Origin of the sequence: Flavobacterium sp., from assembly GCF_027483985.1 — a bacterium.
In the GTDB taxonomy this organism is placed as follows: domain Bacteria; phylum Bacteroidota; class Bacteroidia; order Flavobacteriales; family Flavobacteriaceae; genus Flavobacterium.
In genome coordinates, this window is the sequence record NZ_JAIXTJ010000057.1 from 73,387 (window position 1) to 87,408 (window position 14,022).

13 protein-coding genes and 1 pseudogene are annotated in these 14,022 nt (G+C 31.9%); 9 read left to right on the forward strand and 5 right to left on the reverse strand.

Features of this window, described 5'->3' with window-relative positions:
* Positions 1 to 59: 59 nt before the first annotated feature.
* Positions 60 to 1,604 carry a ribonuclease E/G gene (locus Q0050_RS15210; protein WP_298397861.1) on the reverse strand — a complete coding sequence of 515 codons (1,545 nt, stop codon included), beginning with the start codon at positions 1,602 to 1,604 and terminating at the stop codon, positions 60 to 62.
* 388 nt (positions 1,605 to 1,992) lie between these two features.
* On the reverse strand, positions 1,993 to 2,286 hold the full coding sequence (locus Q0050_RS15215) for an HU family DNA-binding protein (RefSeq protein ID WP_035127849.1): 294 nt from the start codon (positions 2,284 to 2,286) through the stop codon (positions 1,993 to 1,995).
* A 134-nt stretch (positions 2,287 to 2,420) separates the two neighbouring features.
* Here Q0050_RS15215 and mutY point away from each other — a divergent pair, with 134 nt between their 5' ends.
* From mutY to Q0050_RS15240, 5 genes are all read left to right on the forward strand, one after another.
* Positions 2,421 to 3,458, forward strand: coding sequence for an A/G-specific adenine glycosylase (mutY, locus tag Q0050_RS15220; protein WP_298397863.1), 1,038 nt, complete (start codon positions 2,421 to 2,423; stop codon positions 3,456 to 3,458).
* 33 nt (positions 3,459 to 3,491) lie between these two features.
* Positions 3,492 to 3,926 carry a single-stranded DNA-binding protein gene (locus tag Q0050_RS15225; protein ID WP_298397866.1) on the forward strand — a complete coding sequence of 145 codons (435 nt, stop codon included), beginning with the start codon at positions 3,492 to 3,494 and terminating at the stop codon, positions 3,924 to 3,926.
* Between the two features lie 25 nt (positions 3,927 to 3,951).
* Positions 3,952 to 5,250: a gliding motility-associated protein GldE gene (locus tag Q0050_RS15230; RefSeq protein WP_298397869.1), complete on the forward strand. Its 1,299-nt coding sequence runs from the start codon at positions 3,952 to 3,954 to the stop codon at positions 5,248 to 5,250.
* Complete coding sequence (gldD, locus tag Q0050_RS15235) at positions 5,243 to 5,812, forward strand: gliding motility lipoprotein GldD (RefSeq protein ID WP_298397872.1); 570 nt, start codon at positions 5,243 to 5,245, stop codon at positions 5,810 to 5,812. The genes Q0050_RS15230 and gldD overlap by 8 nt, the downstream gene beginning before the upstream one ends.
* Positions 5,813 to 5,933: 121 nt before the next feature.
* On the forward strand, positions 5,934 to 6,524 hold the full coding sequence (locus Q0050_RS15240; RefSeq protein ID WP_298397875.1) for a fasciclin domain-containing protein: 591 nt from the start codon (positions 5,934 to 5,936) through the stop codon (positions 6,522 to 6,524).
* Between the two features lie 72 nt (positions 6,525 to 6,596).
* Here Q0050_RS15240 and Q0050_RS15245 read toward each other — a convergent pair whose 3' ends face one another.
* Positions 6,597 to 6,977, reverse strand: coding sequence for a heavy-metal-associated domain-containing protein (locus tag Q0050_RS15245; protein WP_298397878.1), 381 nt, complete (start codon positions 6,975 to 6,977; stop codon positions 6,597 to 6,599).
* A 109-nt stretch (positions 6,978 to 7,086) separates the two neighbouring features.
* Here Q0050_RS15245 and Q0050_RS15250 point away from each other — a divergent pair, with 109 nt between their 5' ends.
* The 3 genes from Q0050_RS15250 (at position 7,087) to Q0050_RS15260 (ending at position 10,233) form a co-directional block, all read left to right on the forward strand.
* Positions 7,087 to 7,953: a DMT family transporter gene (locus tag Q0050_RS15250; protein ID WP_298397881.1), complete on the forward strand. Its 867-nt coding sequence runs from the start codon at positions 7,087 to 7,089 to the stop codon at positions 7,951 to 7,953.
* A gap of 166 nt (positions 7,954 to 8,119) precedes the next feature.
* Positions 8,120 to 9,799, forward strand: a complete 1,680-nt coding sequence (locus tag Q0050_RS15255) for a M43 family zinc metalloprotease (RefSeq protein WP_298397884.1) — start codon at positions 8,120 to 8,122, stop codon at positions 9,797 to 9,799.
* A gap of 14 nt (positions 9,800 to 9,813) precedes the next feature.
* Positions 9,814 to 10,233 (forward strand): hypothetical protein, encoded by a 420-nt coding sequence (locus Q0050_RS15260; RefSeq protein ID WP_298397887.1) that lies wholly within the window; start codon positions 9,814 to 9,816, stop codon positions 10,231 to 10,233.
* Positions 10,234 to 10,310: 77 nt separating this feature from the next.
* Here Q0050_RS15260 and Q0050_RS15265 read toward each other — a convergent pair whose 3' ends face one another.
* Together Q0050_RS15265 and Q0050_RS15270 are read right to left on the reverse strand one after the other, a co-directional pair.
* Positions 10,311 to 12,362 carry an insulinase family protein gene (locus Q0050_RS15265; protein ID WP_298397890.1) on the reverse strand — a complete coding sequence of 684 codons (2,052 nt, stop codon included), beginning with the start codon at positions 12,360 to 12,362 and terminating at the stop codon, positions 10,311 to 10,313.
* Positions 12,363 to 12,371: 9 nt separating this feature from the next.
* Positions 12,372 to 13,727: a pitrilysin family protein gene (locus Q0050_RS15270; RefSeq protein ID WP_298397893.1), complete on the reverse strand. Its 1,356-nt coding sequence runs from the start codon at positions 13,725 to 13,727 to the stop codon at positions 12,372 to 12,374.
* A gap of 225 nt (positions 13,728 to 13,952) precedes the next feature.
* Between Q0050_RS15270 and Q0050_RS15275 the strand changes: the two are divergent.
* Positions 13,953 to 14,022: pseudogene (locus Q0050_RS15275) on the forward strand (bL21 family ribosomal protein); the annotation flags it as partial.

The following is a 14,022-nucleotide window of genomic DNA, read 5'->3' on the forward strand; positions in this document are numbered from 1 at the left end:
AAAGCTTCAAATAAAGTACAAAAAAAACCGCTACTCAATTAAGAATAGCGGTTTGTTTTTTATTGAATTTCTTTTCCTTCTTGATCGAAGAAACGATATTCTAGGTACGTGTAAGCGTCACGAGGTATAATTTTCACCCATTTTTTATGTTCAAAAAGCCATTTTGAACGTATTGATGGAAAACCTTTTTTAAGGTATGCTGCCACGAAAGGATGAACATTAAGTTTTACTTTCTTGTGGTCTTTCATAATTTTTTCAAGTGAAAAAGTAATCTTGTCAATAATTTGGATTGGAGCATCGACGTCGCTACTCAAATTATTAGGATTTTCTTCTCTTGTTTCAATATTTACTTCAGGTCTTACTCTTTGTCTAGTAATTTGAACTAATCCAAATTTACTCGGTGGTAAGATCTTGTGTTTGGCTTTATCGTCTTCCATTTCATCTCTTAAGAAATTAAATAAAACTTGACGATTTTCAGGATTTTGCATATCGATAAAATCGACTACAATGATTCCGCCCATATCTCGAAGTCTTAATTGGCGTGCAATTTCTGCAGCGGCAATCATATTAACTTCTAAAGCAGTATCTTCCTGATTGGTTGCCTTGTTAGAACGGTTTCCGCTGTTTACGTCAATAACGTGAAGAGCTTCTGTATGTTCTATAATCAAATAAGCACCTTTACTCATTGAAACGGTTCGTCCGAATGAGGTTTTTATTTGACGTTCTATATGGTATTTCTCAAAAATAGGAAGGTCTTTATTTTGATAAAGTTTAACCATATTTTGTTTTGTTGGAGCTATTTCGGCTATATAGTCCTTTGTTTCTTGGTACAACTCTTCATCATCTACTTGAATACCTGTGAAAGTATCGTTGAATATGTCTCTAAGCATTGAAGAAACTTTATTAAGTTCTCCTAACACTTTAGACGGATGATGAGCAGTTGGTAATTTCTTACACATTGCAAGCCACCTATCGTTTAGGTTTTGCAAATCTTTTTCTAATTCGGCTGTTTTTTTGCCTTTGGCTACTGTTCTCACAATAACACCAAACCCTTTTGGCTTGACTGCTAGCACCAATTTTTTCAATCGGTCTTTTTCGGCCTTGTCTTCTATTTTTTGAGAAACAGAAACTCGGTCAGAAAAAGGTACAAGAACTAAATATCTACCTGCAAAAGAAAGCTCAGAGCTAATTCTTGGTCCTTTGGTAGAAATTGGTTCCTTAACTACTTGCACTAAAACAGATTGATTGGCACTCAGAATATCTGAAATGGCGCCATCTTTATCAATCTCTTTTTCAAACTGAAAGTTTTTTAGGGAGAAATCTTTTATTTTACCTGCGCTTACAAGTTTAATGAATTTCAAATAAGAAGCTAATTGCGGACCTAAATCGTGATAATGTAAAAAGGCGTCTTTTTCGTAGCCAACATTTACAAAAGCTGCATTTAATCCGGCAACAGGTTTCCTGATTTTGGCAATAAAGATATCACCCACAGCAAAACTGTTCTTTTTTTCTTCTTCTTTGTGTAATTCAATTAGTTTTCCATCTTTTAATAAGGCAAAATCTACAGCATCGTCATCCTTGCGAATGATTAATTCTTTATTCATGTTGTAAATTTTTATCTGTATTTATTGTTCATTGTTTATTGTCTGTTGTTTATAGTAAAACCATAAACTCTTAAACCATAAACCATAAACTTTTTGACACAGATGGATTAAACATTTTTTACAGGTTTTTACCCGGTGGAATTGATATTAGATTTATGATATTAAATATTAGATTTATGCAGCAACATCATATCTAATATCTAAAATTTGAAATCTAAAATTCCTTTTCAATGAACGTTTAAAAAGAAAAAAGTAGTTTAAAACTACTTTTTCTTCTTGTGACGGTTAGCTCTCGCTCTTTTCTTACGTTTGTGCGTCGCTACCTTATGTCTTTTTCTTTTTTTACCGCTTGGCATAGGTTGATTTTTTGTGATTAATAAATAATTTTTTAAACTGCTACTTCAGTTTTAGTTTTTACTCCTTCTACGAATACTTTAGCAGGTTTGAATGCAGGAATATTGTGTGCAGGAATTTTAATTGTAGTATTTTTTGAAATGTTTCTACCAGTTTTTTCAGCTCTAGTTTTGATAATAAAACTACCGAAACCTCTTAAATAAACGTTATCCCCATTTTCTAAAGAAGTTTTTACTTCTTCCATTAATGCTTCAACCGTTGATTGAACATCACCTTTTTCAAGTCCTAATTTTTCTGAAATTTTCGCTACGATGTCTGCTTTCGTCATTTTCTTTCGTATTTAATAATTATGTGTATTTTTTTTGAGAGTGCAAATATAGGAATTAAAAAAACAATATTTCAAGGATAATTGATTAAAATTTAATTACATAAAGTTATACTTTTGTTAATCTTAAAATTTATATGGAATTTTCTAACTCATTATTGCATTGGTATTTACAAAATAAACGCGATTTGCCTTGGCGGAATACCAACAACCCTTATCCTATTTGGCTCTCTGAAATTATGTTACAACAAACTCGTGTAGCACAAGGTTTGCCCTATTTTTTATCGTTTATGGAAGCTTTTCCTACCGTTTTTGATTTGGCAAACGCCGATGAAGAGCAAGTTTTAAAACTTTGGCAAGGTTTGGGATACTATTCTCGTGCTAGAAATATGCACAAAACGGCACAAATGATAGCTTTTGACCTCAACGGAAATTTTCCAAACAATTATAATGACTTATTAAAACTTAAAGGAATTGGAGAATATACTGCTGCAGCCATTGCCTCTTTTGCCTTTAACGAGGTTGTTCCTGTAGTTGACGGAAATGTGTACAGAGTTTTAGCACGATATTTTGATGTTGAAACCGATATTGCATCAAGTTCGGCTAGAAAAGAGTTTACTGCCTTGGCTAAAGAGTTAATTCCGAATGATAATCCTGCGTTGTTCAATCAGGCTATTATGGAATTTGGAGCTCTGCAATGCGTTCCTAAAAATCCGAATTGTGAGATGTGCATCTTTACTAATAGTTGTGCAGCTTTGCAAAAGAAAAAAGTTACTGAACTTCCTGTAAAAGTGAAAAAAACTAAAGTCACCAATAAATATTTTAATTATTTGATTTTCTTAGATGATTCAGAGAACACTTTGCTTAATAAAAGAACTGAAAAAGGAATTTGGCACAATTTATATGAATTCCCTAATCTCGAAAGTGAGAATGAATTATCTTTTGAATCCTTATCTAAACTAGTAATCGAAAATTATGCTCATCTAGGAATTGAAACCATTTCGATTTATAATGAGAATCAAATTATTCATAAACTTTCGCATCAAAAACTACATATTAATTTTTATAAAGTGGAAGTTTCTATGGAATTGAATAACGGAATCGCACTAGATTCATTGAGAAATTATCCTTTTCCGATAGTAATTTATAATTTTATAGAGAAATATTCTATTTAATTTGTAATTTTGAAATTCTCAAATTATTGAATTATGAACGGAACATTGAATAAAGTTATGCTAATTGGTCATTTAGGTGACGATATTAAGATGCACTATTTTGAAGGAGGAAACTGCATTGGACGTTTTCCATTAGCGACTAATGAAGTTTATATCAATAAATCGACTAATGAAAAAATCACTTCTACCGAGTGGCACAATCTTGTAGTGAGAAATAAAGCTGCTGAAATTTGTGAAAAATACCTTACTAAAGGTGATAAAATTTATATTGAAGGTAGAATTAAATCTCGCCAATGGCAAGCTGAAGACGGTTCTACCAAATACACAACAGAAATTCAAGTTACAGAATTTACGTTTTTAAATGTAAAAAAAGATACTGAAGGCAACAAACAAATTTCAGGCTCAGAACCAAAAAACAGTAACTTTGACGCACCTAATTCGGCAATAGAAAACGACTTGCCTTATTAATTATGTATAACTAATATAATTTAATTTGGACCCAGAGCCCAGTTTTACATTATTTTCTACCGTTGACACCAACATGCTTCTTGGCATCATTGGAATTATAGTTTTGCTTTTCTGCTCGGCAATGATTTCAGGATCAGAAGTGGCACTATTTTCTCTAAATCAAACAGATTTGGATGAATTGTCAAAAAAAAATTCTTCAACAGCCACGGTAATTTCAAATTTACTTTCTAAACCAAAGAAACTTTTAGCAACCATATTGGTAGCTAACAATTTTATAAATATTGGTATTGTAATTCTTTTTTCATACACATTAGACAGTGTTTTTTCTGTGATTGAATCAACGCTTCTCAAGTTTATAGTTGAAGTTGTTTTGGTTACCTTTTTACTATTGCTCTTTGGCGAGGTTTTACCAAAAGTATATGCAAACCGAAACAATGTAAAATTCGCTACATTTATTGCTTATCCTATTTCAATTTTAGACAAAATTTTAGCTCCTGTTAGTATACCTTTACGTTCAATAACGAATTTTATTCAAGAGAAGTTAGGCAAACAAAAGACCAGTTTTTCAGTTGATCAGCTGTCGCAGGCACTTGAATTGACCTCAGCAGATGACACATCACAAGAAGAACAAAAAATATTAGAAGGCATCGTTTCATTCGGAAATACCGATACCAAACAAGTAATGAGTCCGAGAATTGATTTATTTGCTTTAGACATTGAAGAAACCTTTGCAGAAATTTTTCCGAAGATTGTTGATAAAGGCTATTCACGAATTCCTGTTTACAGAGACAATATTGACCATATAGAAGGCGTTTTATATATTAAAGATTTAATTCCGCACATCAACAAGAAAGAATTTGATTGGAAAACTTTGCTTCGTGAACCATTTTTTGTTCCTGAGAATAAGAAACTTGATGATTTGCTAAAAGATTTTCAAGGAATGAAAAGTCATTTGGCCATTGTGGTTGATGAATATGGTGGAACGTCTGGAATTGTATCTTTAGAAGATGTAATCGAGGAAATTGTAGGCGATATTAGTGATGAATTTGACGTTGAGAACATTAACTTTTCTAAAATTGATGACAAGAATTATCTATTTGAAGGTAAAATTAACTTGAAAGATTTTTATAGAATAATTGATGTAGACGAGGATTTATTTGAAATAAGAAAAGGAGAAGCCGAAACTTTGGCCGGATTTATTTTAGAAATAGTTGGAAATTTTCCAAAAAAAGGCCAAAAAATACCATTTGAAAACTGCTTATTTACCATAGAGGTAGTTGATAAAAAACGAGTTAAACAAATAAAAGTTACCATTGATGCGTAAACCATTTAATTATATAGTAGGATTAACTTTAGTTTTTAGTGCAATTGTTTTAAGCAGTTGCAAAGACGATGTACTGCCAAAACCTTCAAGCCAATTGCGATTAGATTATCCGGTGGCAGAATATGCCGCATTTGAAAATCATTGTCCGTTTACATTTAACATCAATTCGGATGCGGTAATTAAAGAAAAAACCGAGTGTGGTTTCACAATCACCTATCCAAAAATGAAAGCCACGATTTATTTGACTTATAAAGCTGTAAATGGTAATATTGATAAATTGCTTCGAGATGCTCAAAAACTAACCTACGAACACGTTATCAAAGCCGATGACATCTTGGAACAACCTTTTATTAATAACGAAAAAAAGGTATACGGAATGTTTTATCGCGTTGGCGGAAATGCCGCAACGAACTCGCAATTTTATGTAACCGATAGCACAAAACATTTCTTGACCGGATCGGTTTATTTCTATGCTAAACCTAATTATGACTCGATAATGCCAGCTGCAGATTATATCAAAAACGATATGCAAAACTTAATGGAATCATTGAAGTGGAAATAATTTTTTAATTATTTGGTTTTCAATCTGTTTATAATATTAAACTTTGTTTAATTAATTGTTAAAAATATTAAACAAAAGAAAGATTAACCTACCTTTACCTAGAACATTAAAAATAACAAAAATGAACTTAGTAAAAAAAATTAGTACTATCGTAGTAATTGCTGCGATTTCTATCTCTTGTGATGGTAAGAAAAAAGAAGCTGAAACTACTGATGCAGCAACAGACACAACTCAAGTTGTTGCTGACACAACTAAAGTAGAAACGGCTACAACAATCGTAGATGTAGCTGCAGGAAATCCTGACTTTTCTACATTGGTAGCTGCGGTAAAAGCTGCTGGGCTTGTTGAAACTTTAAGCAGTGAAGGTCCGTTTACAGTATTTGCTCCAACAAATGCAGCTTTTGAAAAATTACCAGCAGGAACTGTTGATGGTTTATTGAAACCTGAGAGTTTAGAAAAATTAAAAGGTTTGTTGACGTATCACGTTGTAGCAGGAAAATTTGATGCTGCTGCAGTTACAGAAGCTATAACTAAAGGAAAAGGTAAATTTACAGTTACAACAGTACAAGGCGGAAAAATTGATTTAGGTTTAAAAGATGGTAAAGTAACTTTGACTGACGCCAACGGAAAAACTTCGACAGTTGTTATCGCAGATGTTGCAGCTTCAAATGGTGTAATTCACGCTATTGATAGTGTAGTTATGCCTAAATAATTATTAATTCAGCATTAAAAAAACCGCTACAACTTTAATTGCAGCGGTTTTTTTTTATTTTACTTTTAATAACTAAGCTTTATTTCCAAGTTTAACTTCTGAAACTTTATAAGTTTTTCCATCAGCGCAAGATTCTGCTGCTTTGACCAAATCATCTGATTTTAATTTATCTAAATCAAAATTTACGGTTGCTGTTTTGGATTCAAAATCAACTTTTGCATTTTGAACACCATCCATTTCGGCTAGTTTTTCTTCTATAGTTTTAGCACAACCCACAGCGCAAGTCATTCCTTCAATATGAAATGTTGCTGTTTCAGGTTTTGTTGCTGCTACAATTTCTTTTTTAGATGTAGCTTCCTCTTTACCTTCTGTTGGTTTGCTATCGGTATTTTTACATCCAATTAAAAAAACTGATGCTAAAGCTAAACCAACAATTCCTTTAGAAATTTTCATTGTATATATTTTTTTAAATTTTTGTTTCCAAACTGATTTACAAAATTACAACTTTTTTTATGCGACAATTCATAAAATTATGTCAATTTTGTAGCGCTAAAAAATTACTATGCAAACAAATACATTAAAATGGTTATTTCTAACAGTTTTGGCCTTAATTTGGGGAAGTTCTTTTATCTTAATCAAGAAAGGATTGGTTGGATTATCACCGCTGCAATTGGGTTCGTTGCGAATAATTTTTTCAGCACTATTTTTAATTATAATCGGATTTAAAAGCATTACTGAAATCAAGCAATACCAATGGAAGTACATTGCTTTAACCTCTTTATTTGGCACTTTTATTCCGGCGTTTCTTTTTGCTATTGCTCAAACACAGATTAGTAGTTCGGTGAGTTCTATATTAAATTCACTAACACCTTTAAACACTTTAATCATTGGTGGATTAGCCTTTGGTTTAACCTTTAAACGAACTCAAGTTTTTGGCGTAATCATTGGTTTAATTGGAACACTTTTACTGATTGTAAACGGTGCAATCAATCATCCTAATCAAAATTATTGGTACACTGTTTTGGTTTTGATAGCGTCAATTTGCTATGCAACGAATGTAAATTTGCTAAAAAAGCATTTATCAGATGTAAAACCTTTGAGCATTACTACAGGAAACTTCTTGGTAATGCTGGTTCCGGCATTGGCAGTTTTATTCTCCACAAATTTTTTAACAATTGTAGAAGATGTTGAAGTTCAAAATTCAATGATTTACATCATTATACTTGGAGTTGTTGGAACAGGAATTGCAAATATTATTTTCTTCAAATTGATTCAAATGTCGTCTCCTGTATTTGCTACATCTGTAACCTATTTAATTCCGGTTGTTGCCTTCTTTTGGGGTTTATTAGACAACGAAATGCTGACACCAATTCAATTTGTTGGTGCATTTATTATTTTAATTGGAGTGTATTTGTCGAGTAAGAAGTAGTGTTCAGTTTGCAGAAAACATCTAATTCATTAGTTTTCAGAAAAATATACAGAATAATTTTGTTAATTAAAATATTAATGTTTAATTTAGCCAATCTATTAACCATTTAATATCAATTGCTTATGAATAAATTATCTTTGTTTGTTTGTTTGTTTGTTTGTCAAGTATGAGAGCACAAGAGTGTGGATTTGAAACACCTCAAAATTATCAAACTTTTGATACCAATTCCTATGGGTTACCTACCAGCACCACGCCTAATTTTTGCATAAATGTCGCTTTTAGAATAGTCAGAAACAACGATGGTTCAAACGCCGCTGTAGATCCATCAATTATTCCTCAAGTTTTTGCTCAATTGAATGCTGTTTATAATCCACATGGCATTAGTTTCGTACAGATTGGTACATTTGACTATGTTAATAATTCCGCTTACAACAGTTATACCTCTACACCTTCTACATCACCAACAAATATACCAAATTGTTTAAACGTCTACTTTATCAAAAATTTTCAGAATTTAAGCCCTACTGTTGGTGGTATTGCAAGTTTTGGAACTAATAGATCCGTTATTCGGGGAAGCGTAGCTTTAGATAATTATAATGTTGCACATGAAATTGGGCATAATTTAAATTTATTACATACTTTTCAATGTACATCACTTCCCATTCAAACGTGTACTGAAAACCCTCTTGACACAAGCCACTGTTTAGATAAAGGTGATAAAGTGTGTGACACACCAACTGATTTTAATCCATATCAGTATAATTCATCAACTCCTCCGCCATATCCTATAAATAATTACAATCCAGATAAATCAAATATAATGTCTTATTGGTTTACTAAAACTAGTTTTACTTCAGGTCAAGCAGAAAGAATAAAAAATACACTCCTTAATTCACCGCAATTGCAAAGTATTAGATCTAATCAATGTGCTAAAATAGAGGGCGAAAGCAATATATGTTCTATTGGGAATTATAATTATAGTGTTGTTACTTTCGGAACAAATCCAACAATAACTTGGTCGGTAAGTTCAAACCTTTCCTTTGTTGGTTCAAATAGTGGAAATGCTGTTACTATCAAATCAAGCAATGCCAATAATTCTGGTAGTGCAACAATAACGGTAAGCATAAATGGTTTTTCCATTCAAAGAATTATACATATTGGCGCGCCAAGCTTAGGAACCAATAATAAAGTTATGGGCATATATGATTGGGTAAGTGTTGGATATAGTAATATGGGATTAATAGCTCCTAATAATCCAACAATAGAATCTTATAGATGGGAGATAATTGAAGGCGATGACTTTCCTCCAAATTGCCCTACGGCAAACTCTACAAAACCAAAGTTTATTGGCGCACCTGTTTCTGATCCTTATAATTACAATAGTGGCTCTTCGAATCAAGCAGTTGTCAATTGGGGCACATGTTCTGGTAGCTATATGATAGTTTGTTATGCTGTCAACTCTTGTGGTGAAACTCCATACTTAGAACGTTATGTTGACGTAGGACTACCAAAAAACAACCCTTGTTACAAAAACAATTTCAATACAATTATTGCACCAAATCCTATCCGTGGTAGCGAAATAAATATAGTTGTAAATAAAACACCTCAACAAACTCCATGTAACTGGAAAACTCAAAACTCCTTTGTAACTTTTAATGCAAAACTAGACCAAACTAATAATACAGTAAGTATATATGATTTTAATGGCAATTTAATTTACAATTCTCGATATGATAGTGATGAATTTACAATTAGTAACCTAAGTCTAATTAGTAACAACAATTATATCGTTAATTTAATTACTAACGAGGGTGGCGTTGATCAAAAAATAATTATTGTTGAATAAACAAAAAATCAGAAATGAAAAAAATTACAACATTTACAATCCTATTTTTAGCCATAATTAGCTGTACAGATAACTCGACTGTAGCAAGCCCAACCTTTAATGTGACACCTATCTTAGGCAAATGGCAATATTCCGAAAGATTAGATTATAATCCACCTGGACCGTATTTAATTGCAAACGGACCAATAATTGATTTAAAATCTGATGGAACTTTCACATCTAACGAATTAACTAATTATAACGGTGGAACGTATACTGTTTCAATTGACAGTATTTTATCATTAACTTATATTTCCTCAACAAGCTCATATACTTGGAAAAAGAAAATATATCAAATCGATAGCAACGAACTATTTTTAGATCTCGATTACCTAGGTACAGGATCTTGTACAGAAGGTTGTGCAGAAAGATATACAAAGGTTAATGGAAACTAAATAATTCGGAAACAAGTAAATAAAAAAAACCGTTTCAAATTAATGAAACGGTTTTTTACTTTATTATTTTTTTCTAATTATTGAAAATCAGCATCGGTTACACCTTCGTTGATTTTTACTTCAGTAATTTTAATATCAATATCTCTACCTTGAGACATAATTATGTTGTGAGGCACTTTAATTCCTTTAACATCTTTGTAATCATTGAAAGTGATAGTTGAAGTCATTTTTTGACCGTTTCTTTCAGATGTTGTTGATGATAACAGTTTTAAACCTGTTTTTACATCATAATAAATGGTTGTTTTACCATTTTTAATCGCATAAGCTTCAACACCATTAATTGATTCAATTCCGTCTACAACTACATCAGCTTTTTTAGCTAACGCTAATTCTTCAAATGTTGTTGCTAAAGGTTTTTTCTCTGCAAATTCTTCTGGAGTTAAGTCTTTCTTTTGACCTTGACCTGAAGTGTATCCGGTAGTTTCACCTATTACTTGTTTAGAAAGCTCCATCATTCCAACTAATTCCAATTTAGATAAAGTTTTTCCTTTTACATCTTTCTTTACAATGTATGTCAATGGCGCTGGAGCACCTTCAATTTCAGACGAACCTGTTAAGAAAATAGTTTTTACAGCAGCAACAGCTTTATCGCCACCAATAGCTTTAATGTAGCTATCCATAACCGTTTTAACCGTTACTCCTGCAGGAGTTGGTTTTTTCATTGCAGGTTTTTCAGTAGGATTTCCAAATTTATCAAAATAGAACATTGGTATTTTTAATTTCTCTAACGCAGGAATAACCTCTGAACCTTTTCCGGTCACAATAATTCTTAAATTATCTTCAAGAACATATTTATTCATAACTCTCATAACATCATCAGCAGTTACAGCTTGAATGTTTTTGATGTAGTTTTCATAAAAATCTGCTGGCAAAGCTTCCGTTTCAATATTCAAAGCATAACGAGCTACCGTTTGAGGTTTTTCAACTTGCATTACAAAACGACCTACATAACCTGCTTTTACATTATTTAATGTTTCATCAGATACTTTTTCAGTTCTAATTCTTTTGATTTCTTTAAGGAACTCAACAACAGCGCTATCAGTAACCGCATTTCTAACTTGAGAGTTTGCTTTGAATTTGCTTTCGCTATATTTACTAGAGCCAACACTTGAACGCGCACCATAAGTCCAGCCGTGAGCTTCACGAAGATTCATATTTAAATAACTATTGAAATCGCCACCAAGAACTTGGTTAGCCACAATCACTGGGAAGAAATCAGGATCAGACAATTTTAATTTTACAGTATTTACTAATGAAATTTCAGATTGAACTGCATTAGGCATATCAACAAAGTTAATTTGAGTATACTGAACATTACTTGGAACAGTGTAGGTTTGTTGAGGCGCCTTTCCTTTAACCCATTTACCAAATAATTTCTCTACGGTTTTCTTAACTTCTTTAAATTTCACATCACCAATTACAACTAAATAAGCTTTTTCAGGAAGAAAGTAAGTAGTGTAATTATTTTTTACATCAGCTAAAGAAACAGAGTTAATTGTTTGTTCAGACAAGTATTCACCTGCTGGATGATTTTTACCATAAACAAGAACATCTTCTACACGAGCCGCAACAGCAGGAACGCTTTTTTCTTGAGTTTTTAAACCTTCAATTAATTTTTCTTTTTCTTTATCGAATTCTTCTTGAGTAAAGTTTGGGTTTAAAGCACCATCAGCCATTAATTCTAAAATTCTTTTTGAATATTTAGATAATCCGCTAGCAAAAGCACCATTTGAACTGAAGCTAATATCAGCACCTAAAAAATCAACTTCTTCATTAAAAGCATCTTTTGTTATTGAAGTTGATCCATTACCTACTAAACTACTTGTTAAATCATCAACACCTTTTTTAGCACCTTCAGCATAAGGCGCATTATCAATTGATAAATTAAAAGAAACTCTTGGAAGTTTATGATCTTCTACAACTAAAACTTTCAATCCATTTGGTAAAACAAACGAAACTGGTTTTTTGATATTAATTGTTGGTGCTGGTCCAGGTTTTGGTTGTGATCTATCTTGTGCTTGCATAGTTATTGTTAAAAACAAGCTTACTATTAAAATTATTTTTTTCATGTTTTCTTGTTATTTATTTTGCTTAGACATTTCACCATCGTTAGTTTCAGCTTTGTCTTTAGCAGGAACATAATCTAAAATCAAGCGTTGATTAGCATTCAAATATTTTTTGGCAATATCTCTAATTTCCTCACGAGTAATGGAACGAAAAATTTCAATTTCAGTATTAATTAAATTAATATCGCCATATAACATATAATAAGTAGCTAAATTTTCAGCCACACCTTCTATACTCGAATTACCATTTACATAATTGTTTTCATATTTGTTTTTTAATTTTAACAAATCATTTTCTGAAATCAACTCAGTTTGTAGTTTTACAATTTCTTCATCTGCTTCTTTAATTAGGTCAGCCGATGTAAATTCGCCTTGTGGAATTCCAATAATCATATAAGAACTATAATCCTCTTGACTGTAATTGAATGAACTTAATTGAAGTGCCATTTTCTTTTCATCAACAATTTTCTTGTACAATCTTGAACTTTTTCCATCGCTCAATAAGGTTGAAATCATATCCAAAACTCTAGCATCTCTAGTTTTCATTGATGGCGTTCTGTAAGCAGCAACAACCATAGGCTTTTGAATATTAGGATCTTCATATCTAGCATTCATTTGTTGCGTAATTGGTTCTTCAACAAATTTTTGTTTTACTGGCTTAACTCCTGCAGGAATTGGTCCAAAATATTTTTGAATCCACTCTTTAGTTTTAGCGATATCTAATTGACCAGCAACTACTAATACAGCATTACTTGGAGAATAGAATTTTTTATTAAATGCTTGAAACTCCTCTAAAGTTGCAGCATCTAAATGTTCCATAGATCCAATAGTTGCCCAACGATAAGGATGATTCTTAAATAAATTTTTCTTTACTTGAGCAATCCAACTACCGTAAGGTTGGTTATCAACTCTAAGACGTTTTTCTTCTTTAACAACTTCATTTTGCGTATCAACTCCAATTTGGTTGATTACAGGATGCATTAGTCGCTCTGATTCCATCCACAAACCCAACTCTAAATTATTAGAAGGAAAAACTTCAAAATAATATGTTCTATCGTCAGAAGTGTTTGCGTTATTTGTTCCGCCATTACCGGTTACAATCTTGAACCATTCACCTCTTTTGATGTTTTGAGTTCCTTCAAACAATAAATGTTCAAAAAAGTGAGCAAATCCAGTTCTCTCTGGATTTTCATCTTTCGAACCTACGTGATACATAACCGAAGTTATAACTACTGGTGCCGATGCGTCATTGTGTAAAATAACGTGCATTCCGTTAGCTAAATCATACTCCTCAAAGGCAACCTTTTGAGCATGAGCTGTTCCTCCAAGCATAAGCATTGAACTTAAAGCGATTAAAGATTTTTTCATAAAAACTAGTATAAATTTTAGTTGATAGCACAATTAGTGTTTCAAATGCTAATTCTGTTACACAAAAATAGATTTTTTTATCAGTAGAACTTAAAGTATTTGATTAATTATTCAAAAATCTATAAACGATTGATTATTAAGTAAAAACTTTTTTAAAAATGGGTTGTATGAGAAATATTTATTTGTATATTTGCAACCTTAAAAAAATTAACTAAACAATTTGTTATGTACGCAATCGTAGAGATAGCAGGGCAACAATTTAAAGTAAGCAAAGACTTAAAGGTTTATGTTCACC

Coding starts and splice junctions, on each gene's coding strand:
- Q0050_RS15255 (WP_298397884.1), top strand. CDS start 8,120: ATGAGAGCACAAGAGTGTGGATTTGAAACACCTCAAAATTATCAAACT.
- Q0050_RS15225 (WP_298397866.1), top strand. CDS start 3,492: ATGAACGGAACATTGAATAAAGTTATGCTAATTGGTCATTTAGGTGAC.
- Q0050_RS15215 (WP_035127849.1), bottom strand. CDS start 2,286: ATGACGAAAGCAGACATCGTAGCGAAAATTTCAGAAAAATTAGGACTT.
- gldD (WP_298397872.1), top strand. CDS start 5,243: ATGCGTAAACCATTTAATTATATAGTAGGATTAACTTTAGTTTTTAGT.
- mutY (WP_298397863.1), top strand. CDS start 2,421: ATGGAATTTTCTAACTCATTATTGCATTGGTATTTACAAAATAAACGC.
- Q0050_RS15260 (WP_298397887.1), top strand. CDS start 9,814: ATGAAAAAAATTACAACATTTACAATCCTATTTTTAGCCATAATTAGC.
- Q0050_RS15270 (WP_298397893.1), bottom strand. CDS start 13,727: ATGAAAAAATCTTTAATCGCTTTAAGTTCAATGCTTATGCTTGGAGGA.
- Q0050_RS15245 (WP_298397878.1), bottom strand. CDS start 6,977: ATGAAAATTTCTAAAGGAATTGTTGGTTTAGCTTTAGCATCAGTTTTT.
- Q0050_RS15240 (WP_298397875.1), top strand. CDS start 5,934: ATGAACTTAGTAAAAAAAATTAGTACTATCGTAGTAATTGCTGCGATT.
- Q0050_RS15210 (WP_298397861.1), bottom strand. CDS start 1,604: ATGAATAAAGAATTAATCATTCGCAAGGATGACGATGCTGTAGATTTT.
- Q0050_RS15265 (WP_298397890.1), bottom strand. CDS start 12,362: ATGAAAAAAATAATTTTAATAGTAAGCTTGTTTTTAACAATAACTATG.
- Q0050_RS15250 (WP_298397881.1), top strand. CDS start 7,087: ATGCAAACAAATACATTAAAATGGTTATTTCTAACAGTTTTGGCCTTA.